Genomic DNA, 24,227 nt, shown 5'->3' on the forward strand with positions numbered 1-24,227 from the left:
CAAATGGCCGGGGTGCGCTCAGTGCAGGTGGTCGACCAGCGAGCCGCGTTCGCCGAAGAGCTCGGACTCCCAATGCTGCAGCAGCACGCTGTTGTCGTGGTCGTCGGGATGGAAGCCGGGTCGCAGGTAGTCGCCGAGCCGGCGAAAAACCGCGCGGGTCAAAAACGGTGAGTGCCGCAGCGCCGCGAAGCTGCGGACCAGGCGCACCGGATGGTAGGCGGCCCGGTCGGAGAACAGCGAGATGATGGTGTTCATCGTGACGGCGATGGGAAAGCTGAATCGGATGACCCGCATCGTCCGGATCCGCCGGATCTCATCACCGCCGACGGCGCGGTAGACATCGAACGCCACCGAGCGGTGCTCGGATTCCTCGACGGCGTGCCACAGCAGCATGGACCGCACCTCCGTCGTGCCGAGCAGCTCCTGGGCCCGCTCATCGGCGAGCAGGGTCTCGGCGAACACTGCGGTGAAGTGTTCCAGTGCGGCCGTGATGGAAAGGCAGGTCAGCGGCGAGAAACGTCGTTCGGCCGCTTTCAGGCGGCGGTGCACGAGTCGGTCGATCCTGCGGGTGGGGTAACCCATCTGCTGCAGCCGCTCATTGAGTGCCCGGTGCTCGCGGCCGTGGGTGACCTCCTGGCCGATGAACCCCTTGACCTGATCCTTCAGTACCGGATCGGTGATCTGGCCGGCATAGTGGCGCACCGAACGAATGAAGAAGTCCTCGCCCTCGGGGAACACCGCCGACAGGTGCGCGATCAGATGACTCATCACCAGGTCGCCCTGCACGAAGTGACGCTGCAACGCCGCCACCGGGTAGTTGAACCGGATCCGGCGCGGCTGCACCGCCAGATGCGCGGATTGCCGGCCGCTCTCCTCGACGGTCATGGCGCCTCCTCCGGTGGGTGAATGGTTGGTTGTGGATCTGCCGGCTCGGCCACCAGTGGCCGGGCCAGCGTCTTGAAGGTCTCGAGGATGTCCCCGGGAGGCACGGGTTCGTAGCCGTCGATCGACCGGGACATCGCCAGGCCGTTCATCAGCACGAAAGCCATCTGCAGGCCGACGCGCGAAGGCGGGACGGCGTCGCCGGCGATGTCGGCCGGGCCCAGCAGTTGGTCGTAGACCCGTTCGCAGGCTTCGGCGAACTGCCGATCGGTTTCGATGACCGCCGGTGCCAGGTCCGGATCGGTGCGCGCCGCTACCCACAGTTCGATCGTCGCGGTGAAAGTCGGGCCGGAGAACATCGACCACAGCAGGGCGAATGCTTCGTCCAGCTTGTCGGCGGCGGGATCCAGCCCGGCCATCAATACCTGGAACTCCTCGATGCGGCGGTTGAGCGCGAACTCGATCGCGGCGGTCAGCAGGCCGTTCTTGGTCGGGAAATGTCCTTGCAGCGCCCCTACCGATACCCCGGCACGACGGGCCACCTCGGTGGTGGTGGTTCCCTTGAAACCCACTTCCACCAGCGCGTCCAGTGTCGCGTCCAGCAGTGCACGCCGGGTCTCGGCGGTGCGCTCCGCCTGAGTCCGGCGGGGTCTGGTCGACGGCATGCAGCCATCATGGCCCACTTAAAATAAGTAGTCAATATTTTTTTGACGCACTCGGGCGTCTCCCGCTCGTCCGCCCGTCCGCACCCGATCGGAACGGCGGTGACATCATGCGGGGGTGCCCTCCGCCTCACACGATCCCGCACCGCTGGTGATCCGCATCTCCCCGATGGCCCACTTCGCGGTCGGCTTCTTGACGCTGGGCCTGCTGATCCCGGTGATGACCTGGCCGCTCACCGCGCCGCTTCTGCTGTTTCCGGCGCTGTTCTCGGCACTGATCGTGCGGTGGCGGACCGTTGCCGACGCCCAACAGGTCACGGTGCGAACCCTGCTGGGAAGCCGTTCGGTGAGCTGGGATGACATCGCCGGCCTCGGGTTCAGCCGGGGATCGTGGGCGCGGGCGCACCTGCGCAACGGCGAGCGACTGCGCCTGCCGGCGGTCAGTTTCGCGACGCTGCCGCTGCTCACCGAGGCCAGCGGCGGGCGGGTTCCCAACCCGTATCGGTGAGGCCGGCCCGCCCGGGGCCGGCTGCCGGCAGAGCTAGGCCAGCGGGTTCGCCCCGTTGAGCAACACCCACATCGCCACGCCGCCGGCGATCCCGAGCAGCAATGCCGCAACCGACCCGATGAAGGGCCGCCGGGCCCAGCCGCGGTCACCGTCGAGCCCGTACCGGCCCGGCCCGACCAGCACGATCGCCACCGCCACCACGATCAGCATGATGTGGTACTCGTGGCCGTCGGGCAGGAAGTAGTCGAAGCGCCCCTGGCCCTGCGAGACCCCGGCGAGCACACCGTTGATCAGATAGGCCAGTGCGCCGGCAGCGGCCAGCGGGGTAAACAAGCCGAGCACCAGCAGCAGGCCGGCGGCGATCTGCCCGCCCCCCGCGGCGTAGGTCAAGATGTCGGCGTGCTGGTAGCCGGCCTCGGCGATCGAGCTCTTCAATCCGGTCAGACCCTGGCCACCCCACCAGCCGAACAGCTGACGCAGCCCGTGGGCGACCAGCGACACACCCAGGCCCAGCCGCAGGATCAATAGGCCCAGATCCTGGGTTCCGCGCCGGTCCACCACCCGAAACGGGTCGTCGGTGTCCGCGCCGGAACCGACCACTCGCCCGGCGGTGCTCTGCGGCTCGGCGTAGGGCAGCGGGTTGTAGTCGCCACCGAGCGGGCGCGAACCGGTCGGATCGTAGGGCGGGATCGCAGCTGTCTCGAAATCACCGGTATAGGTCGGCGATGGCATGTCGTCCTCCGGATCTACCAGACGCGCCGACTTGGGACGTCCTTTGCCTGCGTCGCCAGCATCACCCGGCCGACGCCAGTGTGAGCCCTCACCTTGACTCTTCACCCTGCAAGGGTAAGGGCAACCCCGGCGCGATTGGGGATTTGAACGGCTTCGTTAGCGAATCGATTCCGGCTCGGTGCGGCCGGGCGAGGCGCTGCTGCGGCGGGCATCGTGGCGAAACGGAACGCGGTGTCCGTACCCTGTCGGGCATGCGGATGCGCAGGGCGGTTGTTCGGGTGCCTGTCGTGCTGGGTGTGGTGTTGCTGGTGCTGACCGGTTGCGCGCACTTCGATGACGCTCAATCGCAGCCGTTCACCACGGTGCCGCGCCGCGGCATGGCACCCACCACGACCCCTCCGCCGCCCCCGCCGCTGCCCGCCAACCCGTTTCCCAAGCAGTGCCCGGCCCCCGGGGTGATGCAGGGCTGCCTGGAGAGCACCAGCGGCCTGATCATGCACGCCGACAGCAAGTCGGCGCTGGTCGCCGAGCGGACCACCGGCGCGGTCAAGGAGATCTCGCTGACCGCCGAGCCCAAGGTGAAGACTGTCATCGGCGTCGACCCGGCCGGTGACGGCGGACTGATGGACATCGTGCTGTCGCCGACCTACCGGCAGGACCGGCTGATGTACGCCTACATCAGTACCCCCACCGACAACCGGGTGATCCGGATCGCCGACGGCGACGTGCCGAAGGACCTGCTGACCGGAATTCCCAAGGGCGCTACCGGCAACACCGGCGCGCTGATCTTCACCAGTCCCACCACGCTGGTGGTGCTGACCGGGGATGCCGGGAACCCGGCGGCGGCCGCCGACCCGGGCTCGACGGCGGGCAAGGTGCTGCGCATCGAGCAGCCGACGACGATCGGGCAGGCCGCCCCCACCACCGCGCTGAGCGGGCTGGGCGCCGGCGGCGGGCTGTGCATCGACCATGTCGACGGCTCGCTCTACGTCACCGACCGCAGCCCCAGCGGCGACCGCCTGCAGCGCATCACCAAGGACTCCCGTGTCTCGACGGTGTGGACGTGGCCGGACAAACCCGGCGTCGCCGGCTGCGCCGCGATGGACGGGATCGTGCTGGTCAACCTGATCAACACCAAGCAGACCGTCGCAGTACGCCTGGCCGCCGGTACCGGTTCGGTCACCAGCGAACCCGAGGTCATGCGCCAAGACACCCACGGCCACGTCTGGGCCGTCGAGATGTCGCCGGACGGCAACGTCTGGGGCGCGACGGTGAACAAGACCGCCGGCGACGCGGAGAAGCTCGACGATGTGGTGTTCCCGCTGTTCCCGTCAGGCGGCGGCTTCCCTCGCGCCAACGACGACAAAGACTGAGCAACGATGCGTTGAGCTGAACGTCTGTTAAACCGTCTCAGCCCAAATTTCATCGGTGCCCCGGGCACGGTCGGCCGGGTCGCCTCCGCATGGACTCGGAGACGGCGCTGACGCGGCGGCGAATACGCCATCCAGATCCACCGAAATCATTCCTACCTGGGGTTCTCCCTCGGCACGCTCCGATAAAATGCACCACGGTCCGGCATCCGGTGACGGGCGCGTCAAACAAAGTCAGTCATCATTGGCACCTAAGCTACTTTCAAGTAACCTTTCACGCGCTGTGCTACCCGTCACAGAAACTGTAATTAGGAGCCCCATGCAAAACATTGTTCGCTCGCCGTGGGTCGTCGCTGCCGCGGCACTCGCCGGCGCCGGCGCCATCGCCGCCGCCCCGGTCACCGCCCCGCTGCCCAGCTTGCCTGCCGGCAGCTCGCACGCTGTGGTGCTAACCGCGGACTTCGATCCGTTCGCCGCCTGGCAGGACGTGTTCGACACCGCCAAGACGAACGCCACCACGCTGTTCGACGAGATGTCCGCGGCCCCGATGGTGGCTGGACAGCAGCTGATCTATGACCTGATGCACGGCGTGTCCATCGACCCGCAAGCCGTCATCGACGCCGTTGTGCAGCCCAGCATGCAAACCGATCTGCCGATGTCGCCGCTGCTGCTGAGCAATGACGCGCTGCAGGCACTGATCACATTGGTGTTGCCGCAGTACCTGCCCGATGACTTCCCTCTCACCACCGATGAGCTCTTGCCGGTTCTCTCTTTCCTGGCGTCACCGCTCAGCGGTGTGCTGATCGGTGCGCTCGGCCCGTCCCTCAGCCCACTGGTCGCGCTGAGCAACACCATCAGCGACATCAGCACCGCACTGACCGGCGACAACCCGGATTGGACGGCGGCACTGCAGGACATGGCCAACCTCCCTGCCAACATGATCGGCGGGCTTCTCAACGGGGCCACGCTCAACCTGGACGCGCTGCTGCCGAGCCTGACCGAGGCCGGGCTGTTGCCCGCGGACCTGGACGTCACCGCGCTCAGTTACACCTTCGGCGGGCTGCTGTCCCCCGGCGTCACCGGCACCGACGTCGAGGGCTTCGTCAACTTGATCAACGATGGCAGTTCCCCCGGCATCGGCGGGTCGATCATCAACGGCCTGGGGCTGACCACCGGGCTCATGGGCTTCCCGCTGGTGGTGGACGGCCACGGCGTCGGGCTGTTGGGTGCGTGGCAGAGCCTGCAGGAGATCATCGCCAACGCGCTGGGCTGGGATGGCGTGGGCAATCCGCTCGACGACCTGGCCGGCACCGGCAGCTCCGCGGCGGGCGACCTGCTCGCCGACCTCGCGAGTTCGATCGGCCTGTAGGACTGTTCGTTGCCACACCAGTGGCCCCCTTCGATCCCGAAGGGGGCCACTGGTGTCGTCGACGCGGCCGGACCGGTTCTCACAAAAGCTTTACCGCCCCCGCCCGACCGCCTTAAATATCCGGCTTACCTTGGGAGTCATCTAGGGAAAAGGATGACGACACAATGTTGATCGACGTTCGGTGGCTGCAGTTCATCTTCGAGCACCGGAACCACCCGCGGGCCTGCCGGCCGCAGCAGATCAACGGCGGTGTCTCCGGCTGAGACCCGGCGTTTACCCGCAGGCCGCCAGCACCAGTTCCCGGACCCGGGCGGCGTCGGCCTGACCCTTGGTGGCTTTCATCACCGCGCCCACGATCGCACCGGCCGCCTGTACCTTCCCGCCCCGAATCTTGTCGGCCACATCAGGATTGGCAGCCAGCGCCGCGTCGATCGCCGCTTGGATCACCGAATCGTCGCGCACCACGACCAGGCCACGGTCGGTCATCACCTGCTCGGGTTCGCCCTCACCGGCCAGCACCCCCTCGACCACCTGGCGGGCCAGCTTGTTGGACAGCTTGCCCGAATCCACCAGCGCCACCACGTCGGCGACCTGCTTCGGGGTGATCGCCAGCGCGTCGAGCTCGACGCCGGCCTCGTTGGCCTTCTGCACCAGGAAGTTTCCCCACCAGGCCCGAGCCGCCTCGCTGGATGCCCCGGCTGACACGGTGGCGGCAACCAGTTCGACCGCGCCGGCGTTGACAAGATCGCGCATCACCTCGTCGGAGATGCCCCATTCGTCTTGAATCTTCTTGCGAGCCAGCCACGGCAGCTCGGGAATGGTGCCGCGCAGCCGTTCAACCCATTCGGCGCTCGGCGCCACCGGCTCCAGATCGGGCTCGGGGAAATAGCGGTAGTCCTCGGCGGTCTCCTTGGTCCGTCCGGGGCTGGTGTAGCCGGCCTCATGGAAGTGCCGGGTCTCCTGGATGACGGTGCCGCCACCGGTGAGCACCGCACCCTGGCGGCGCATCTCGTAGCTGACGGCCACCTCGACGCTCTTCAGTGAGTTGACGTTCTTGGTCTCGGTGCGCGTTCCGAATTCGGTTGCGCCGCGGGGCATCAACGAGACGTTGGCGTCGCAGCGCATCGACCCCTGATCCATCCGCACATCGGAGACATCCAGCGAGCGCAGCAGGTCCCGCAGCGCGGTCACGTATGCCCGGGCGATCTGCGGAGCACGTTCGCCGGCCCCGGTGATCGGCTTGGTGACGATCTCGATCAGCGGGACGCCGGCCCGGTTGTAGTCGACCAGGGATTCGCTGGCACCCTCGATGCGGCCGGTGTCACTGCCGACGTGAGTGAGCTTGCCGGTGTCCTCCTCCATGTGGGCGCGCTCGATGTCCACCCGCCAGGTCGTGCCGTCGTCGAGCGGCACGTCCAGGTAACCGTTGAACGCGATCGGCTCGTCGTACTGCGAGATCTGGTAGTTCTTGGGCTGGTCGGGATAGAAGTAGTTCTTGCGGGCGAAGCGGCACCAGGAGGCGATCTCGCAGTTGAGTGCCAGCCCGATCCGGATGGCCGACTCCACACCGACGGCGTTGAGCACCGGCAGCGATCCGGGCAGCCCGAGGCAGACCGGGCACACCTGGGTGTTGGGTTCGGCGCCGAACGCGGTCGAGCAGCCGCAGAACATCTTGGTGGCCGTGGACAACTCGACGTGCACCTCCAGGCCCAGCACCGGGTCGAAGCGGGCGATGACGTCGTCGTAGTCGAGCAGGTCGGCGACAGCAGCGGTCATGGCGCAAAGTCTAGGTGACCGGGTCACACCGGCCAGTCCTCCGTCCGGTAGGCGGCGTCGAAGAACATCCACTCGTAGCGCGCGCTGGTGTGGAAATGCCGCCGCATCAGTTCCCCGGTGGCCGGCGACACCTGCGCACCGATACCGTCGGTGACGGCGAGCACCGCGTCGACCACGGCCTGGAAATCCTCGCCGGCATAGGTGTCGATCCAGCGCTGGAACAGTGGCACCGGTGAACCGTGGCGCTGCAGATGTTCGCCGACCCGGGCATAGACCCAGTAGCAGGGCAGCACCGCGGCGACGGCTTCGGCGTAGGAACCCGATGCGGTGACGGCCACCAGGTGGCTCGCGTAGGCCTGCGTCGTCGGGGTGATCGGCAGTGCGGCCGCCTGGGCGGTGTCCATTCCCAGCTCGGCGAGCAGCCCGGTGTGCAGCTCGCGCTCGGCGCCGAGCGCGACACCGGCATGTTCGGCGAACATCGTCAGCTCCGCTTCGACCGGCGCCTTGGCCGCGCAACCGGCAAGTGCCCGGGCGTAGGCCCGCAGGTAGTGGGCATCCTGGGCAATGTAATAACGGAAGCGGTCGTGGCCCAGCGACCCGTCGGTGAGCCCGGTGATGAAGGGGTGTTCGCAGATGCGCCGGTAGATCCCGGCGATATCGGCCCAGAGCACGTCGCGCATACGGTCTGCCATGCCTCAGGCTAACCGGGCGGTACCGTTTGGCCATGGCTGAGCGCAACGTACTGGGAGGCCCGCTGGAGCCGTGCGGCAGCGACCCCGTGACCGGCTTCTACCGCGACGGCTGCTGTTCGTCGGGGCCGGAGGACATCGGACTGCACACCATCTGCGCGGTGGTCACCGGCGAGTTCCTCGAGCACCAGCGCTCGATCGGCAACGACCTGTCCACGCCGATGCCCGCCTACCGATTCCCCGGGCTGACCCCCGGTGACCGCTGGTGTGTCACCGCGCTGAACTGGCTGCGGGCCCACCGAGACGGCCGTGCGGCCCCGGTGGTGCTGGCCGCCACCCATGAACGCACCCTCGACGTGGTGTCGTTGGATGTGTTGCGCGGCTACGCCGTTGACGTGCCAGATGACCTGGGCGAGCTGTGAACCGTTAGTTGCCGAGCACGGCGCCGATACCGCCGTTCTGCTGTTGCTGCTGGCGGCGATGGACATACCGGACGAATTCGTCGACCAGGCCGCCGTATTCGGGACAGTCCGCGGTCACCGAGCCGGCCAGCAGCCGTCCGGTCTGGTTCTCAGCCAACCCGCTGGTCACCAGGATGTGGTTGACCGCGGCCTTGACCCCGGCCAGGTTAGGCTGAGCATCCATGAACGCACAGACCTCCCCACCGTGATCGGCGACGTAATCGCTTACCGCGTCGCCGGTACCGTGAGCCGGGGCGGCGAGGACAAGCCCGATCGGCAGCGCCGCCAGCGCGGTGGCCGTCCGCGACAGCTTTCCCATACCGGCCCCCCAACCTTCGTTCACCCGGCAAGCGAACAGTAGTCCGGCGAACACCCGGCGACCACTCGGCGACTATTGCCCTAATCCGCCGTGTACAAACACCGGCTACCCGAAGAACGCCGCCGCGTCGTCGTAGCGGCTCTGCGGCACCACCTTGAGCTGGCGCACCGCGTCGGCCAGCGCCACCCGCCCGATCTCCTGGCCGCGAAGCGACACCATCATCCCGTACTCGCCGGCGTGGGCGGCGTCGGCGGCGTTGACGCCGAACCGGGTTGCCAGCACCCGGTCGTAAGCGGTCGGGGTGCCGCCCCGCTGCACGTGGCCCAGCACGGTGGTGCGCACTTCCTTCTTGACACGCCGCTCGATCTCGACGGCCAGCTGGGCGGCAACCCCGGTGAACCGCTCGTGGCCGAACTCGTCGATCCCGCCGGAGCGCAGCTCCATCGACCCGGCCGCGGGTTTGGCCCCTTCGGCGACGACGCAGATGAAGTGGGACGAGCCGTGCTGGAAGCGCTGCTTGACCAGCCGGCACACCTCTTCGACATCGAACGGCTGCTCGGGGATCAGCGTCATGTGCGCGCCGCTGGCCAGGCCGGCGTTCAGGGCGATCCAGCCGGCGTGGCGCCCCATCACCTCGACCAGCATGACCCGCTGGTGGGATTCGGCGGTCGAATGCAACCGGTCGATGGCCTCGGTGGCGACCTCCAGCGCGGTGTCGTGCCCGAAAGTGACGTCGGTGCAGTCGATGTCGTTGTCGATGGTCTTGGGCACCCCCACCACCGGCACGTTCTCCTGCGACAGCCAGTGCGCCGCGGTCAGGGTGCCCTCCCCACCGATCGGGATGAGCACGTCGATGCCGTTGTCGTCGAGGGTCGCCTTGACCTGGTCCAGGCCGGCACGCAACTTGTCCGGATTCACCCGGGCGGTGCCGAGCATGGTGCCGCCCTTGGCCAGCAGCCGATCGTTGCGGTCGTCGTTGGCCAGCTGGATGCGCCGGTTCTCCAGCAGGCCGCGCCAACCGTCCTGAAAGCCGACCACCGACGAGCCGTAGCGCGAATCACAGGTGCGTACCACCGCCCTGATCACCGCGTTCAGCCCGGGACAGTCACCGCCACCGGTGAGGACTCCGATCCGCATGCCCCCATCTTGCCCGGTGTGCGGCCACCGGTTTTCCCATTGCCCGGATCAGACTTTGGGAACAGACCACTCCAACTCGAATTCGACCTGGTATTTGATGTTCGTGCCCTTGTCCTCGCGCTCGATCTCGATCTCGCGCTCCAGTGCCTCGGGCACCTCCAGGCTGCCGTCGGCCCCGTAGGAGATCTTCCCGGCCTCCAGTTCGTCGGCCAGCCGCCGCAGGTCCGCCGCGGCCTCCGCCCGGGTCATCATCCGTTCTTCCTCGTGAATCGTTTCTTCAGCCATATTCCCAGGGTACGGAAGTAACGTCGCCCTCAGATCGCCGTCGGCAGTACGCCGCGAGCGGCCTCGTAGGCCGCTCCCACCCGGTAGAGCCGGTCATCGGCCAGCGCCGGCGCCATGATCTGCAGACCCACCGGCAACCCGTCGTCGCCGGACAGCCCCGACGGCACCGACATACCGCAGTGCCCGGCCAGGTTCAGCGGCAGCGTGCACAGGTCGAACAGGTACATCGCCAGCGGGTCGTCGACCTTCTCGCCGAGCCGGAACGCCGTGCTGGGGGTGGTGGGCGAGATCAGCACGTCGACGGACTCATAGGCCGTGTCCAGGTCACGGGCGATCAGGGTGCGCACCTTCTGCGCCTGGTTGTAGTAGGCGTCGTAGTAGCCCGCCGACAGCGCGTAGGTCCCGAGCATGATGCGGCGCTTGACCTCGGGACCGAAGCCGGCGGCGCGGGTCAGCGCCATCACCTCCTCGGCGCTGTGGGTGCCGTCGTCGCCGACCCGCAGCCCGAAGCGCATCGCGTCGAAGCGCGCCAGGTTGGACGACACCTCCGAGGGCAGGATCAGGTAGTAGGCGGACAGTGCGTAATCGAAGTGCGGACAGTCCACCTCGGAGATCTGGGCTCCCAGCGCGGTCAACTGTTCGACGGCGGTGTTGAACGACGCCAGCACGCCGGGCTGGTAGCCCTCCCCGCGGTGCAGCTGGCGCACCACCCCGATCCGCACGCCCGACAGATCCCCGGCGGCGCCGGCGTTCGCGGCGGCGACGACATCGGGCACCGCTGCGTCCAGCGAGGTGGAATCGCGCGGGTCATGCCCGGCGATCACGGCATGCAGCAGCGCGGTGTCGGCCACGGTGCGCGCGCACGGCCCGCCCTGATCGAGCGACGACGCGCACGCCACCAGCCCATAGCGGCTCACGGTGCCGTAGGTGGGTTTGACACCGACCGTGGCGGTCAGCGCGGCCGGCTGGCGGATCGAGCCGCCGGTGTCGGTGCCGATGGCCAGCGGTGCCTGAAATGCCGCCAGTGCCGCGGCGCTGCCGCCGCCGGACCCGCCGGGCACCCGCTCGACGTCCCACGGGTTGCGGGTGGGTCCGTAGGCGGAGTTCTCCGTGGAGGAGCCCATCGCGAACTCGTCCATGTTGGTCTTGCCCAGGATCGGGATACCGGCCGCGCGCAGCCGGGCGGTGACGGTCGCGTCGTAGGGCGGCCGCCAGCCTTCCAGGATCTTCGATCCGCACGTGGTAGGGGCGTCCACGGTGGTGAAGACGTCCTTGAGGGCCAGCGGCACTCCCGCCAGCGGCGACGGTGCCTCGCCGGCGGCGATGGCCTTGTCGGCGGCTGCGGCGGCGGCCAGCGCTTCCTCGGCGCCGACGTGCAGGAAGGCGCCGTAACGCTGGTCGGTGGCCGCGATCTGGTCCAGATGGGCCTGGGTCACCTCTACCGAGGACACCTCACCGGCGGCGATCCGCGCCGCCAGGGTGGCCGCGTCTGACCTTATGAGGCGGAACGCTTCACTCACTGGCTCTCCCCCAGGATCTGCGGGACCGCGAAGCGGCCGTCTTCCGCACGCGGGGCGCCCGCGAGCGCCTGCTGCTGGGTCAGGCTGGTCACCAGCTCGTCGGGCCGGGTCACGTTGACGGCCTTGAGCGGGTTGTCGGTGGCCTCGACGCCGGTGACGTCTACGGCCGCAATCGTGCTGACATGGGTCAGGATCGCGTCGAGCTGGCCGGCGAAACCGTCCAACTCGGCGTCGGTCAGCGCCAGCCGGGCCAACCGGGCCAGATGGGCGACGTCGTCACGGGAGATCTGGGGCACGACTGGCAAGACTAGTCGGCGTCACTTTCGGTGCGGCCACTGTGGGACAGTTTTGCGGTGTCTTCCTATCTGCTGCGCGTCGAACTCGACGACCGCCCCGGCAGCCTCGGCTCGCTGGCGGTCGCGCTGGGCTCGGTGGGAGCCGACATCTTGTCGCTGGATGTCATCGAGCGGGGTTCCGGATCGGCGATCGATGACTTGGTGGTCGAGCTGCCACCCGGAGCGATGCCCGACGTACTGATCACCGCCGCGGAGCGGCTGGAGGGCATCCGGGTGCACAGTGTTCGCCCCTATACCGGGCTGCTGGAGGCGCACCGCGAGCTCGAACTCATCGACCGCGTCGCGGCGGCCGGTGACCGTCAGGCCAAGCTGCAGAAATTGGCCGACGCAGCACCCCGGGTGCTGCGGGTCAGCTGGTGCGCGGTGTGGCGCGGCGACGGGTCCGCCGCTGGGTTCCGCCGGCTCGTGGGCAGCCCGGGCACTCCCGAGACCGAAGCCGACGCCGTGCCGTGGTTGCCGCTCGCGCGCGCCGCCGTCTTGGACAACACCGCCGACTGGGTGCCCGCGGTGTGGCGGGAAATGGACACCGCGCTACTGGCCGCCCCGCTGGGGGACCCGCAGACTGCGATCGTGCTGGGCCGCACCGGCGGCCCGCCGTTCCTACCGGCCGAGGTGGCGCGGTTGGGTTATCTCGCCGGGATCGTCGCCACGCTGTTGCGCTGATGGCGCCGGCCCACTTCGCCCGGCTCCGCCGCGCTCGCGACCGCCGCTGCTAATCCGTCGGCTCGTCGTCCGCCGGTCCTTCGGCCAACAGCTTGACGAAGCCCTCCTCGTCGAGGATCGGCACGCCGAGCTCGACGGCCTTGTCGTACTTCGACCCCGGCGCGTCACCGGCGACGACGTAGGCGGTCTTCTTCGACACCGATCCGGCCGCCCGGCCGCCGCGCGCGATGATGGCCTCCTTGGCCTCGTCGCGGGAGAAGCCGGTCAGCGACCCGGTCACGACGATGCTCAGGCCCTCCAGCGTGCGCTGGATGCTCGCGTCGCGCTCGTCGGCCATCCGCACCCCGGCCGCCCGCCATTTGTCGACGATCGCGCGGTGCCAGTCGACGTCGAACCATTCGGTGACCGCGGTGGCAATGGTGGGCCCGACGCCCTCGACGGCGGCCAGCTGCTCGGTGGACGCCGCGGTGATCGCCTCCAGGCTGCCGAACTCGGTGGCCAGCGCCCGGGCTGCGGTCGGGCCGACGTGGCGGATCGACAATGCCACCAGCACCCGCCACAGCGGTTGGGATTTGGCCTTGTCGAGGTTGGCCAGCAGTTGCCGGCCGTTCTTGGACAGCGCACCGCCCTTGGTGGTGAACAACTCGGTGCGCAGCAAGTCGTCTTCGGTGAGGGTGAACAAGTCGCCTTCGTCGGTGATGACCCCGGCGCCCAGCAGCGCGGTGGCCGCCTCGTAGCCCAGCGCCTCGATGTCGAAGGCGCCGCGGCCGGCGACGTGGAAGACCCGCTCGCGCAGCTGCGCCGGGCAGGACCGGGCGTTGGGGCAGCGGATGTCGACGTCGGCCTCTTTGGCGGGCGCCAGCAGGGTGCCGCACTCCGGGCAGTGGGTCGGCATGACGAACTCACGCTCGGTGCCGTCGCGCAGATCGACGACGGGACCGAGCACCTCGGGGATCACGTCACCGGCCTTGCGGATGATCACGGTGTCGCCGATCAGCACCCCTTTGCGTTTGACCTCCGAGGCGTTGTGCAGCGTGGCCAGCCCCACCGTGGAGCCGGCCACCTTGACCGGGGTCATGTAGGCGAACGGAGTGACCCGGCCGGTGCGCCCGACGCTGACCCGGATGTCGACCAGCGTGGTCTGCGCCTCCTCGGGCGGGTATTTGTAGGCCACTGCCCAGCGCGGCACCCGGGAGGTGGCGCCGAGCCGGCGCTGCAGTGCCCGGTCGTCGACTTTGACGACCACACCGTCGATTTCGTGTTCGACGTCGTGGCGGTGCTCGCCCCAGTAGGTGATGCGTTCGGCCACCGCGGCAATGCCTTCGACGCGGGCGGTGTGCGGTGAGACCGGCAGGCCCCAGGCCTTCATCGCGGTGTAGGCCTCGTGCAGGGTGGCCGGGTTGAATCCCTCGCTGTAACCCAGGCCGTGGCAGACCATCCGCAGGTTGCGCCGGGCGGTGATCGCCGGGTTCTTCTGCCGCAGCGAGCCGGCCGCACTGTTGCGCGGGTTGGCGAACGGCGCCTTGCCCTCGGCGACCAGCCCGGCGTTGAGGGTTTCGAAGTCCTCCAGCCGGAAGTACACCTCACCGCGCACCTCCAGCACCGCCGGGATCGGGAATTCACTGTCGGCGGTGAGGAATTCGGGGATGTCGGCGATGGTCCGCGCATTCAGCGTCACATCCTCGCCGACCCGGCCGTCACCGCGGGTGGCGCCACTGACCAACCGGCCGTCGCGATACACCAACCCGAGCGCCACCCCGTCGACCTTGAGCTCGCACAGATAGGTGGTGTCGCCGCCGATCTCGCCGGCGACCCGGCCCGCCCACGCGGTCAGCTCATCGGGCGAGAACACGTCTTCCAGCGACAGCATCCGCTCCAGGTGCTCGGCCGGTGTGAAGTCCGTGGTGAACCCCGCCCCGCCCACCAGCTGGGTCGGCGAGTCGGCGACGCGCAGTTCGGGGTAGGCGTCCTCGAGGGCGAGCAGCCGGTTGAACAGCTCGTCGAACTCGCTGTCGGGGATGACCGGCGCATCCTTGACGTAATAGCGGAACTGGTGTTCGCGCACCTCTTCAGCCAGGTCGTGCCACTGCCGCCGGATGTCGGGGCTCACGCTGTCGGACTCTGGACTCACCCTGGCAGGCTATCGGCTGACTACCCTGGCGGCATGCCGCACCCGATCATGTTCCGCGACGACGACCCCGGCCTGGCGGAGCTGCGCGGTATCGCGCTGGGCTTTCCCGAGGCCTTCGAGAAGATCTCCCACGGCCGACCGGTGTTCTGCGCCCCCAAGATGTTCGCGGTCTACGGCGGCAGCACCAAGGCCACCGGGACGATGGTGCGCCACCCGCACGCAGTGTTGGTCAAGGTCGACGAGTCCGAGCGGCGGGCACTGGAACAGGACTCGCGATTCTTCTATCCGATGTACCTGGGACCGTCCGGCTGGCTGGGACTGGATTTCGATGCCGCCCCCGTCGATTGGGGCGAGGTCGGCGAGCTGGTCGACGCCTCGTTTCGGCTGACCGCGGCACCGCGGTTGATCCGGCTCCTCGACGGCGTCTGACCCCCCGACATCCGCCGCCGTCGCAGGGACGTCATATCGCTTCGGGGTCACCCGCCAGTGCCTCGCCCACCTGCCGGACCAGCCCGACCGCGGTGCGCGCCCACTGCGCGGTGGCGCCCGCCAGCCCGCAGACCGGGCTGATGCCGACCCGTTCGGCCAGCACCGAGCGGCCGAAGCCGATCCGGTCGGTGATCGCGGCGGTCGCGGCGGCGAGTTCTTCGACGGCGGGGCGTCGTGCCGGCTCCACCGCGGGAATCAGCCCCAGCACCACGGTGCGACCGGATTCGATGAACGCGCCGATCCCGTCATAGTCGACCGACGTGGTGGTGCAGTCCAGCGATACCGCAGTAATCCTGCTGGGCAGCAGCACATTCCACGGTAGCTCTGCGGCACAGCTGTGCACGATCAGCTCGCCGTCCACCGCCTCGGCGCAGCCGTCGAGCAGTGCGGTGGCCACCGCTTCATCGATGGCCGGTACCGGGCTCAGCGAGGTGACCCCGGCCAGACCTCCGGTCACCGCGGCGGTCAGCGCCGGCTCGTCGAGCTGCACGACCACCGGGGTGTCGAGCCGGCGGGACAGCTCGGCCCGATGCACCCGCAGCCCCTCGGCCAGCGAGCCGGCCAGATCCCGCAGTGCGCCCGGGTCGGTGATGGCCCGGTGCCCGTTGGCCAACTCCAGCTGCGCGGCCAGGGTCAGCGGCCCGGACGCCTGCACCTTGACCGGGTGCCCGCTGCCGCGCAGGCCGGTGATCTCCCAGGCCTCTTCGAGGGCGTCGGTGTCCTCGCCGAGCAGGCTGATCGCCCGCCGGGTCACCGCGCCGGGGCGCGCCGCCAGCCGGTAGCCGCGGGGGGCGGTGTCGATGGCGATGTCGACCAGCAGCGCGCCGGAGCGGCCGATCAGGTCGGCGCCCACCCCGCGGGCCGGCAACTCCACCAGATGGGCCAGGCTTGCGCCCAGCTCGCCGACGACCACCTCGGCGGCTTGGCGCGCGAGGGTGCCCGGCCAGGAGCCGATACCGGTGCCGGTGGCGAATGCGCTCATCGAGCAACCGTATTGAAGCGGGTTTGCACCTCGGCGCGGCGGGTTACCTTCGACGGGTGAGGACGTCGGGGCTGCTGCCACTGTGCGTGATAACTGCGGCGGTGGCCGGGTGCACCCGATTCGTCGGCGGGGCGGCGTTGGGACCGGTCCTGCCGCCGGAGTCCGACGGCGCCGTGCACGTCGGGACGATCCTGCTCGACACCGGCCGGATGCGCGGCATCACCGGGACCGACGAGGACCTCACCATCATCCCCACCATGGATTCCACCGCACCGGTGGACATCGATGAGCTCGCCGCGACCGTGTCGCCGCCCTGCCGATTCGTCTTCGACGAGACGGCGGTGTTCGGCAGCGCTTTCACACAGTTCCGCAAGACCACCTATCAGTACCCGCCCAAGGGCGCGTTGATATCCGAGGCCGCGGCTGCCTACCCGGATCCGGCGTCGGCCCGGCAAGCCTTCGACGCGTTGGTGGAGACCGTGGCCGGTTGCGCCGACAGCCCCGCCGGGCCGCACCTGGTCGGCAACCAGTCCGTCGACGAGTGGTCACTGCGCACCGGTGCCGGCACCTGCGGACGCACCTACCTGCTCAAGTCGACGGTGCTGCTGGAGGTCACCCACTGCGGGTTCTCGGAGTCGGTCGCCGAACTGGTGGTGACGAACATGGCGGCCGGAGTCCCCGGTTAGGGCGGTGGCTCAGTCTCCGGTGCCGGCGATGGTGGCGCTGGCGATCACCTCGTCGCCGGCGGGGTCCGGGCGGTAGCAGGCCAGGGTCTGGCCGCGGGCCACACCGCGCAACGGTTCTCCCAGCCGCACCCGCAGTTCTTCGCCGACCAGTTCGGCGACCGCGCCGACGGTCTCGCCGTGGGCCCGCACCTGCACCTCGCACTCGACGGGCCCGTCCCACGCGCGCCCCGAGGTGAACACCGGTGCCCGGCCGGTCAGCTCCAGCACGTCCAGGTCGGCGAGGGTGCCGACGGTGACGGTGGCGGTGGCGGCGTCGATGCCGGTCACGTAACGGGGCCGGCCGTCGGGGCCGGGACCGGCGATGCCCAGGCCCTTGCGCTGACCGATGGTGAACCCGTGCACGCCGTCGTGTTCGGCCAGCACCTCTCCACCGGCGTCGACGACGGCGCCGGGCCGGACGCCGATATGGCTGCCCAGGAAGGTGCGGGTGTCGCCGGTCGGGATGAAGCAGATGTCGTGGCTGTCCGGTTTGCTCGCCACCGCCAGGCCGCGTTCGGCGGCTTCGGCGCGGATCGCCGGCTTGGGGGTGTCACCGATCGGGAACGCCGCGTGGCTCAGCTGGTCGGCGGTCAGCACCGCCAGCACATAGGACTGGTCCTTGTCGGCGTCGACCGCCCGCCGTAGCCGGCCGTCGGCCAGCCGGGCGTAGTGGCCGGTGGCCACCATGTCGAAGCCGAGCGCCAGGGCACGGGCGGCCACCGCGGAGAACTTGATCTTCTCGTTGCAGCGCACGCACGGGTTCGGGGTCTCGCCGCGGGCGTAGGACTCGACGAAGTCGTCAATCACCTCTTCTTGGAACTGCTCGGAGAAATCCCACACGTAGAACGGGATGCCCAGCACATCGGCGACCCGCCGGGCGTCGTCGGAGTCCTCCCGCGAACAACAGCCCCGCGAACCGGTGCGCAATGTGCCGGGATTGCGTGACAGCGCCAGGTGCACACCGACCACGTCGTGCCCGGCGTCGACCATCCGGGCCGCGGCCACCGACGAGTCCACCCCACCGCTCATCGCGGCTACGACCTTCATCGGGCCACCTTCATCGCCCCGGTAGCGGCCAGCATGGCGTGGCGTGCCCGCTCCACCGCGCCGGGAAGCACCGCCAGCACCGCATCGACGTCGTCGTCGACGCTGGTGTGCCCCAACGACAGTCGCAACGAACCACGAGCGGCGACCGGGTCGGCGCCCATCGCGGTCAGCACATGCGAGGGGCGTGCCACCCCGGCGGTGCAGGCCGAACCGGTGGAGCATTCGATGCCGTTGGCGTCCAATAACATCAGCAGGGAATCGCCTTCGCAGTCGGCGAATGTGAAGTGCGCATTGCCCGGCAGCCGGTCGGTGCGTGAGCCGTTGACGCAGCTGTCCTCGATCGCGGCGAGCACGCCGTCGATGAGCCGGTCGCGCAGCGCCGCGACCCGGCTCGAGGTGGCCTGCAGTGACCCGACGGCGATCTGCAGCGCGGTGGCCATGCCGACCGCACCCGCGACATCGAGGGTGCCGGAGCGGATATCGCGCTCTTGTCCCCCGCCGTGCGTCAGCGGAACACATGTCACATCGCGGCGCACCAGCAGCGCCCCGACGCCGCACGGCCCACCGAACTTGTGGGCGGTCAGGCTCAGCGCCGACAGTCCGCTGGCGGCGAAATCGACCGGCAACTGCCCGACGGCCTGCACCGCGTCGGAGTGCATCGGCACCCCGAACTCCGCGGCGACCGCGGCCAGTTCGGCGATCGGCAGGACGGTGCCCACTTCGTTGTTGGCCCACATCACCGATACCAGCGCCACATCATCGCCACGGCCGGCATCCAATTCCGCGCGCAGCGCCGCCGGCGACACCGAACCGTCGGGCCCGGTGGGCAGCCAGCTGATCTCGGCGCCTTCGTGGTCGGCGAGCCAGCTGACCGAATCGAGCACGGCGTGGTGCTCGATCTCGGTGGTGATGATCCGGCGCCGGCGCGGGTCGGCGTCGCGTCGGGCCCAGTAGATGCCCTTGACCGCCAGGTTGTCGCCGTCGGTGCCACCGGCGGTGAATACCACCTCGGACGGTCGTGCGCCCAGCCGTGCGGCGATCGACTCCCGGGACTCCTCCATCCGGCGTCTGGCGGCGCGGCCGGCGGAATGCAGCGACGAGGCGTTTCCGACGGTGCCCATCACGGCCGTCATCGCCTCGATGGCCTCGGGGTGCATCGGGGTGGTGGCAGCGTGATCCAGATAGACCATGACCCGCCCAGGATACCGGGCAGCTCGGGTCGGCCCGGCGGTGCGGCGAGCAGCCGGGTTCAACAGAAGATGCAGGCTGGTCGGCTCGACAGCGCCCGGCACCCCACCGCGGCCTGACAACGCGCGGCCAGTTCGCGCCGATCACTTCCCGGCAGCTGCAGCGACGCGACGTGTACCTGCGCGACGGTGCGTCGTGCGGTGATCAGGCGCCCCATCGAGGCCACCAGGGTGTCGTCGCCGACGAAGGCCGGCAACGTCGAGCGCGACCCATCGGAATGGCGATAGCCGACCCGCAGCGGCTGCACCGGCCGCGACGCGTCGACCGCGGCCTGGAACATCGCCGGGTAGAACCGGCCGTGGGCCCGCCCGCACCAGGTGGTGCCCTCCGGGAAGGCCACCACGGTGCGCCCGGCCCGCAACCGGGCCGCAACCGCCTCGACCACCGACGGCAGCCCGAGCAGGCTGTCCCGATCGATCGGAATGATCCGCATCAGCCGGGCCAGCGCCCCGATCCCGGGCCAGCTGATCAGGTCGGCGCGCGCCACGAACGTTCCCGGCGACACCGCCCCGACGACGAACACGTCCAGCCAGGATGTGTGCGTGCTGACCACCAGCATGCCGCGCAGATTGCGCACCGGCCCGCCCGTGGTCACCACCCGCACCCCGAAGCAGCGCAACACCATCCGGCAGCAGCCGCGCTGGAACCGCGCCCGGCCCGGCAGCGGCACCGCCAACAGCGGCAACAGCGGTACCAGCAGCCCCGCCAGGGCCAGTCGCAGCGCCACCACCACGGGAGACACCCGCGCCACGCCGCCGCGCACACACGCCGGCGTACAGCATCCCCGGGGCGCCCAGGGATGCACGACGGCCGGGGTCACGCGTGCGCGGTGCCGTCGGCCACCGCCGACACCGCCGACACCGCAGACACCGCAGACACCGACCGCAGCCGGTGCAGATAGCGGACATCGGCCTCGTTTCGGCCCAGCAGCGCCGGGAAATCCCCGACACCGAAGTCGGGGTCGTGGGCCGGTTCACCGCAGATTCGCGCGCCCAGCCGAAGATAGCCGCGCAGCAACGGGGGCATGGCCGGCCGGGCCGGCGGCGCGATCTCATCCAGGCTCTTGCCATCGATCACCACCGGCCGGTACGGCCTCACCCGGTGCGGTGAGGCGTGGCGGCGCCGCACGAAGTCGCGGACACCGCGGATCTGGCTGCCGGGCGCCCCCTCACCGTGGACGGGCACCGATACGCACCCGGTGACGTAGTCGTACTGGTAGCGGTCCAGGTAGGCCAGGATTCCGGCCCACATCAACAGCACGACGGCGCCGTTGCGATGCCCGGGTCGTACCACGGCCCGGCCCATCTCGACCAGCGACGGCCGCAGCGGGTCCAGCGCGGAGACATCGAATTCGGTTGCGCTGTAAAGCCCTCCGGCGGCGATGGCACCGGTCGGCGGCAGCATCCGATAGCAGCCGACCAGCGCACCGGAGTTGTCGTCGCGCACCAGCAGGTGATCGCAGTAGTCGTCGAACCGGTCGGCATCGAGGCCGGGGCGGCCGTCGGCGGCAGCGGGCAGGGTGAATCCCGGCTCGCTGCTGAACACCTCGTAGCGCAGCCGCTGCGCGGCTTCGATCAGGGCGGGGTCAGTGGAGACCAGCAGCGAGTATCGCGGGGTGTCGGTCGTGGTGGTGGGTTCGGGGGCGATGAGTACAGCACCAGTGCTCACACCGGTCACGGTCGCGCAGTCATGCGGCGCCCAGGCAATCACCGCATGACATGTCGGTGCACGATCGGTGACGAATTGTTCCGGGTTGACAGCGGGCAACGTGTCGAGATTGCGCCCATGGTCGTGAAACCGCGCGCTGCACGACCACCAGTGCAATCTCGACGCCCTCGGGGGAATGCCGGTGAGCTCAGGCGGCGGCACCGCCGCCGTCGGCGTGCAAGGTCGATCCGGTGATGAAGCTGGACCTCGGTGAGGCCAGGAACAGTACGGCTTCGGCGATCTCGGCTGCTTGTGCGGTGCGGCCCAGCGGAAGCGCCTTGCCCAGTTCGTCGTTGACCTCACCCCATTCGGCAGCCACCCCGGCGGTGGCGGTGGGACCGGGGGCGACGCTGTTCACCCGCACACCGTGGGGCCCGAATTCGGCTGCCCAGGTGCGGGTCAGCGATTCCAGCGCAGCCTTGGAGGCGCTGTAACTCGACGCGCCGGGAACGCCCTTGAAGGCGACCATGCTGGTGACGTTCACGATGCTGCCGTGACCACGCCGCAGCATGCCGGGCGCCAGCGCCGCGACCAGAAAGTAGGCGCCGCGCACGTTGGTGTCGAATGTCGACTCGAACGACGACACGTCCTGGTCGACGGTGAGCGAGCCGGGGAAGCTGGCGGCGTTGTTTACCACAATATCGACTTCGCCGCATTGCCGGACAAGGGCTTTCACCGATTCGAGGTCGGACAGGTCGGCGGCTACGAACCGGACACCGGCCCCGAGCTCGGCGACGGCCGCGGCGCCGCGGTCGGCGGACCGACCGGTGATGATCACCGTGGCGCCGTGGCGGGCCAGCAGCCGCGCGGACTCCAGGCCGATGCCGGCGGTCCCGCCGGTCACCAGCGCCGTCTGGCCGGACAGCTCGTTCACTGGCTCGCCAGCCAATCCGTGAGGCGGGTCTGGGCCAGCGTCGCGTCGGCTCCGGTGACCAGTCCGGTGTCGCCGACCTTGGTGCCGAAGTAGACGGCCGCCGGGTCGACGACGATCGGCAGGGTTTCGCCCCGGTGCGCCAGCACCGCGGCGGCCAACTCGGCGAAAGTCATCTTCTCCGGGCCGCCCACGTCGATGATCCCGTCGACCGGCGCCGCCTGCGCGGCTTTGGCCACCGCGGCGGCCACCTCAGCCCCGGCGATCGGCTGGATGCGTCCCTCGGGGGCCCGCACCACACCGTCGACGGTCAGGGATGTGGTGATCGCGTCGGCGAACTCGTGGAACTGGGTGGCCCGCACGATGGTGTAGGGCAGCCCGGATTCGGTGATGATCCGTTCCTGGGCGACCTTGGCCCGCATGTAGCCGCTGTCGGGCAACCCGTCGCAGCCCACGATGGACAGCGCCACATAGTGGCTGACATCGGCCTTTTTGGCCGCGGCGACCTGGTTGGTCGTCGAGCGGGTGAAGAAGTCCATGACCGGGTCGTCGTCGAAGTCCGGTGAGTTGACTACGTCGACGAGCACGTCGGCGCCGGAGAGCGCTTGGGCCAGGCCCTGGCCGGTGAGCACGTCGGCGCCGGTGTCGCGGGAGGCGGCCACCGGCTCGTGCCCGGCGGCGGCCAGCAGCGCGACCACCTTCGAGCCGATCTGTCCGCTGGCGCCCGTCACGGTGATTTTCATGTCGCTAAACCTCCTTGGCCGACTTGTGGTCCTTCCACACTGGCACCGCGCCGGGCGGGGCCGCACCCTGGAAAGTCCGTAGTCTCACCCCGGCGCGGATCGCCGCCACGGGGCGTCGCGCAGTTCCCGGCGCGACCGGATGCCCAATTTGGCGAAGACCTTGCGCAGGTGCCATTCCACGGTGTGCGCGCTGATGAACAGCTGCACACCGATCTCGGCGTTGGTCAGGCCCGCCCCGGCCAGCTCCGCGATCTGCTCTTCCTGCGCGGTCAACGCATCACCGGTGGCGACCGGCTGCTTGCGGACCTTCTCCCCGGTCGCCTGCAGCTCGCGATGGCTGCGCGCGGCGAACGCCCGGGCTCCGAAGCCGCTGAACATGTCGTGGGCGAGCCGCAGTTGGGTCCGGGCGTCACCGCGCCGGTTCTCCCGGCGCAGCCACTCCCCGTAGAGCAGATGGGTGCGCGCCAGCTGCACGGCGATCCGGGTTCTCGCCAATCGTTCGATCGCCTCGGTGTAAAGGCTTTCCGCGGCGTCGCCGTCACGCAGCAGCGCCGCCGACCGGGCCCGCACCCCCAGCGCCCAGTCGGTTCCGGCGACCCGGGTGCGGTCGTCGAGTTGCTGCAGCGCGTCGGCGGCCTCGGTGTGCCGGTCGGTTCGCACGGCGGCCTCCACCAATTCGGCCAGGTTCCAGCCGTAGAGCCCCAGATCCTCGTATTCGCCGGCCCGGGCCAGTATCTCGTATGCCGCCTGGTAGCGCCCCAGCGCGTTGTTGAGCACCGCGCCGGCATAGCCGGCCAGCGCGGTCACCCGTCCCTCGCCGCGCGCCGTCCCGTAGCGCACCGCCGCATCGAGCAGCCCGGTCGCCTCGGCTTCATCGCCGACCCAGGCGGCCAGCGCCAGCTCGTGATAGCGGACCGGGGTCTGGCCGGCGGCGGCCGACAGCGTGCCGGCGTCAGCGATCAACGCCCGGGCCGAGGCGAATTCACCGGCCTGCACGTGCACACCGGCCAACGTCGTCAACGCCATCGGCAGCACCGCCAGCGCGCCGGTATCGGTGGCGACTCGCACCGCCTCGGTGGCGATCCGGTGCCAGGACTCGTCGTCCCACAATTCGTGCAGCACCGCCTCGTGGGCGATCGGAAAGGCTTGCCACGTCCAGTCTTCCGGGGAGATCGCCGCGATCGCGGCGCGCAGCGGGGGCGCGGCGGCGGCGCAGCCGTCGCGCACCCGGATGACCAGGCCGTGCAGCAGCAGACCGGCCGCCCGGCCCGGCTCCGTCCGCACCCGATCCGCGAGCGACACCGCGGTGGCAAGGCGCGCATCCTGACCGAACAGCCGTCCGGTGTACATCGCCGCGCTGACCGCCTCCAGCAGTGCGTCCTGGCCCATGTCGGTGTCGTGGCGCTCCAAAGTCGCTGCGGCGTCGAATAATTGCCGTACCGACAGATTCAGGGTGGGGGCATCTCCGCTGCCCCGTCCCCGAGTGAACACCAACATCGCGCGGGTCCGCGCCGCCCTGGCACGCTGCAAGGCGTCCAGCGGCGCCAGCTCGGCG

26 protein-coding genes are annotated in these 24,227 nt (G+C 69.6%); 7 read left to right on the top strand and 19 right to left on the bottom strand.

What is annotated here, in order from left to right:
• Positions 1-18 precede the first annotated feature (18 nt).
• Together DQP56_RS08955 and DQP56_RS08960 are read right to left on the bottom strand one after the other, a co-directional pair.
• The gene (locus DQP56_RS08955; protein ID WP_112684608.1) at positions 19-885 is read right to left on the bottom strand and encodes a metal-dependent hydrolase; all 867 of its coding nucleotides are present in this window, start codon (positions 883-885) and stop codon (positions 19-21) included.
• Positions 882-1,547 carry a TetR/AcrR family transcriptional regulator gene (locus DQP56_RS08960; RefSeq protein ID WP_112684610.1) on the bottom strand — a complete coding sequence of 222 codons (666 nt, stop codon included), beginning with the start codon at positions 1,545-1,547 and terminating at the stop codon, positions 882-884. Before DQP56_RS08960 ends, DQP56_RS08955 begins: the two co-directional genes overlap by 4 nt.
• A 166-nt stretch (positions 1,548-1,713) precedes the next feature.
• Between DQP56_RS08960 and DQP56_RS08965 the strand changes: the two genes are divergently transcribed.
• Complete coding sequence (locus DQP56_RS08965; protein WP_112684650.1) at positions 1,714-2,052, top strand: PH domain-containing protein; 339 nt, start codon at positions 1,714-1,716, stop codon at positions 2,050-2,052.
• A gap of 33 nt (positions 2,053-2,085) precedes the next feature.
• Here DQP56_RS08965 and DQP56_RS08970 read toward each other — a convergent pair whose 3' ends face one another.
• The gene (locus tag DQP56_RS08970) at positions 2,086-2,889 is read right to left on the bottom strand and encodes a DoxX family membrane protein (protein WP_112684612.1); all 804 of its coding nucleotides are present in this window, start codon (positions 2,887-2,889) and stop codon (positions 2,086-2,088) included.
• 146 nt (positions 2,890-3,035) lie between these two features.
• On the opposite strand from DQP56_RS08970, the gene DQP56_RS08975 reads away from it, so the two are divergent.
• Both DQP56_RS08975 and gjpA read left to right on the top strand, forming a co-directional pair.
• On the top strand, positions 3,036-4,157 hold the full coding sequence (locus DQP56_RS08975) for a PQQ-dependent sugar dehydrogenase (protein ID WP_370493256.1): 1,122 nt from the start codon (positions 3,036-3,038) through the stop codon (positions 4,155-4,157).
• A gap of 316 nt (positions 4,158-4,473) precedes the next feature.
• Positions 4,474-5,523 (top strand): outer membrane porin GjpA, encoded by a 1,050-nt coding sequence (gene gjpA, locus DQP56_RS08980; protein WP_112684614.1) that lies wholly within the window; start codon positions 4,474-4,476, stop codon positions 5,521-5,523.
• 273 nt (positions 5,524-5,796) lie between these two features.
• On the opposite strand, the gene gatB is transcribed toward gjpA, so the two are convergent.
• Positions 5,797-7,299 carry an Asp-tRNA(Asn)/Glu-tRNA(Gln) amidotransferase subunit GatB gene (gene gatB / locus DQP56_RS08985; RefSeq protein WP_112684616.1) on the bottom strand — a complete coding sequence of 501 codons (1,503 nt, stop codon included), beginning with the start codon at positions 7,297-7,299 and terminating at the stop codon, positions 5,797-5,799.
• A 23-nt stretch (positions 7,300-7,322) separates the two neighbouring features.
• Positions 7,323-7,991 (bottom strand): thiaminase II, encoded by a 669-nt coding sequence (gene tenA / locus DQP56_RS08990; RefSeq protein WP_112684618.1) that lies wholly within the window; start codon positions 7,989-7,991, stop codon positions 7,323-7,325.
• 32 nt (positions 7,992-8,023) lie between these two features.
• On the opposite strand from tenA, the gene DQP56_RS08995 reads away from it, so the two are divergent.
• Complete coding sequence (locus DQP56_RS08995) at positions 8,024-8,410, top strand: DUF2237 family protein (protein WP_112684620.1); 387 nt, start codon at positions 8,024-8,026, stop codon at positions 8,408-8,410.
• A gap of 4 nt (positions 8,411-8,414) precedes the next feature.
• On the opposite strand, the gene DQP56_RS09000 is transcribed toward DQP56_RS08995, so the two are convergent.
• From DQP56_RS09000 to gatC, 5 genes are all read right to left on the bottom strand, one after another.
• Positions 8,415-8,768 carry a hypothetical protein gene (locus DQP56_RS09000; protein WP_112684654.1) on the bottom strand — a complete coding sequence of 118 codons (354 nt, stop codon included), beginning with the start codon at positions 8,766-8,768 and terminating at the stop codon, positions 8,415-8,417.
• A gap of 105 nt (positions 8,769-8,873) precedes the next feature.
• Positions 8,874-9,905: an ATP-dependent 6-phosphofructokinase gene (locus tag DQP56_RS09005; protein WP_013829661.1), complete on the bottom strand. Its 1,032-nt coding sequence runs from the start codon at positions 9,903-9,905 to the stop codon at positions 8,874-8,876.
• Between the two features lie 48 nt (positions 9,906-9,953).
• Positions 9,954-10,190 carry an amphi-Trp domain-containing protein gene (locus DQP56_RS09010; RefSeq protein WP_112684622.1) on the bottom strand — a complete coding sequence of 79 codons (237 nt, stop codon included), beginning with the start codon at positions 10,188-10,190 and terminating at the stop codon, positions 9,954-9,956.
• A gap of 29 nt (positions 10,191-10,219) precedes the next feature.
• Positions 10,220-11,710 carry an Asp-tRNA(Asn)/Glu-tRNA(Gln) amidotransferase subunit GatA gene (gene gatA / locus DQP56_RS09015; protein WP_112684624.1) on the bottom strand — a complete coding sequence of 497 codons (1,491 nt, stop codon included), beginning with the start codon at positions 11,708-11,710 and terminating at the stop codon, positions 10,220-10,222.
• Complete coding sequence (gene gatC / locus DQP56_RS09020) at positions 11,707-12,006, bottom strand: Asp-tRNA(Asn)/Glu-tRNA(Gln) amidotransferase subunit GatC (RefSeq protein ID WP_112684626.1); 300 nt, start codon at positions 12,004-12,006, stop codon at positions 11,707-11,709. Before gatC ends, gatA begins: the two co-directional genes overlap by 4 nt.
• A 57-nt stretch (positions 12,007-12,063) precedes the next feature.
• On the opposite strand from gatC, the gene DQP56_RS09025 reads away from it, so the two are divergent.
• A complete protein-coding gene (locus DQP56_RS09025; protein ID WP_112684628.1) occupies positions 12,064-12,729 on the top strand; it encodes an ACT domain-containing protein in 666 nt (221 codons plus the stop codon).
• 49 nt (positions 12,730-12,778) lie between these two features.
• Here the strand turns inward: DQP56_RS09025 and ligA are convergent, their stop codons facing one another.
• Positions 12,779-14,860 carry an NAD-dependent DNA ligase LigA gene (gene ligA, locus DQP56_RS09030; protein WP_112684630.1) on the bottom strand — a complete coding sequence of 694 codons (2,082 nt, stop codon included), beginning with the start codon at positions 14,858-14,860 and terminating at the stop codon, positions 12,779-12,781.
• 33 nt (positions 14,861-14,893) lie between these two features.
• Between ligA and DQP56_RS09035 the strand changes: the two genes are divergently transcribed.
• Positions 14,894-15,289 carry an MmcQ/YjbR family DNA-binding protein gene (locus DQP56_RS09035; RefSeq protein WP_112684632.1) on the top strand — a complete coding sequence of 132 codons (396 nt, stop codon included), beginning with the start codon at positions 14,894-14,896 and terminating at the stop codon, positions 15,287-15,289.
• A 31-nt stretch (positions 15,290-15,320) separates the two neighbouring features.
• On the opposite strand, the gene DQP56_RS09040 is transcribed toward DQP56_RS09035, so the two are convergent.
• A complete protein-coding gene (locus tag DQP56_RS09040; RefSeq protein WP_112684634.1) occupies positions 15,321-16,331 on the bottom strand; it encodes a uroporphyrinogen decarboxylase/cobalamine-independent methonine synthase family protein in 1,011 nt (336 codons plus the stop codon).
• A 56-nt stretch (positions 16,332-16,387) separates the two neighbouring features.
• On the opposite strand from DQP56_RS09040, the gene DQP56_RS09045 reads away from it, so the two are divergent.
• Complete coding sequence (locus tag DQP56_RS09045; protein WP_234825565.1) at positions 16,388-17,017, top strand: sensor domain-containing protein; 630 nt, start codon at positions 16,388-16,390, stop codon at positions 17,015-17,017.
• A gap of 9 nt (positions 17,018-17,026) precedes the next feature.
• On the opposite strand, the gene mnmA is transcribed toward DQP56_RS09045, so the two are convergent.
• The 7 genes from mnmA to DQP56_RS09080 all read right to left on the bottom strand — a co-directional run.
• Entirely contained in the window at positions 17,027-18,103 is a 1,077-nt protein-coding gene (mnmA, locus tag DQP56_RS09050; protein ID WP_112684638.1) for a tRNA 2-thiouridine(34) synthase MnmA, read from the bottom strand.
• Positions 18,100-19,293 carry a cysteine desulfurase family protein gene (locus DQP56_RS09055; RefSeq protein WP_112684640.1) on the bottom strand — a complete coding sequence of 398 codons (1,194 nt, stop codon included), beginning with the start codon at positions 19,291-19,293 and terminating at the stop codon, positions 18,100-18,102. The genes mnmA and DQP56_RS09055 overlap by 4 nt, the downstream gene beginning before the upstream one ends.
• A gap of 59 nt (positions 19,294-19,352) precedes the next feature.
• Entirely contained in the window at positions 19,353-20,171 is an 819-nt protein-coding gene (locus DQP56_RS09060; protein WP_435673837.1) for a lysophospholipid acyltransferase family protein, read from the bottom strand.
• Positions 20,168-21,019: a GNAT family N-acetyltransferase gene (locus tag DQP56_RS09065; protein WP_112684656.1), complete on the bottom strand. Its 852-nt coding sequence runs from the start codon at positions 21,017-21,019 to the stop codon at positions 20,168-20,170. Before DQP56_RS09065 ends, DQP56_RS09060 begins: the two co-directional genes overlap by 4 nt.
• A 187-nt stretch (positions 21,020-21,206) precedes the next feature.
• Positions 21,207-21,932, bottom strand: a complete 726-nt coding sequence (locus tag DQP56_RS09070; RefSeq protein ID WP_112684642.1) for an SDR family NAD(P)-dependent oxidoreductase — start codon at positions 21,930-21,932, stop codon at positions 21,207-21,209.
• Entirely contained in the window at positions 21,929-22,672 is a 744-nt protein-coding gene (locus DQP56_RS09075; protein ID WP_112684644.1) for an SDR family oxidoreductase, read from the bottom strand. Before DQP56_RS09075 ends, DQP56_RS09070 begins: the two co-directional genes overlap by 4 nt.
• An 84-nt stretch (positions 22,673-22,756) precedes the next feature.
• Positions 22,757-24,227 (bottom strand): helix-turn-helix transcriptional regulator (locus DQP56_RS09080; protein WP_133258902.1); only part of this gene is annotated, 1,471 nt, incomplete at its 5' end.

It is taken from the genome of Mycolicibacter senuensis (assembly GCF_003284925.1).
GTDB lineage: Bacteria > Actinomycetota > Actinomycetes > Mycobacteriales > Mycobacteriaceae > Mycobacterium > Mycobacterium algericum_A.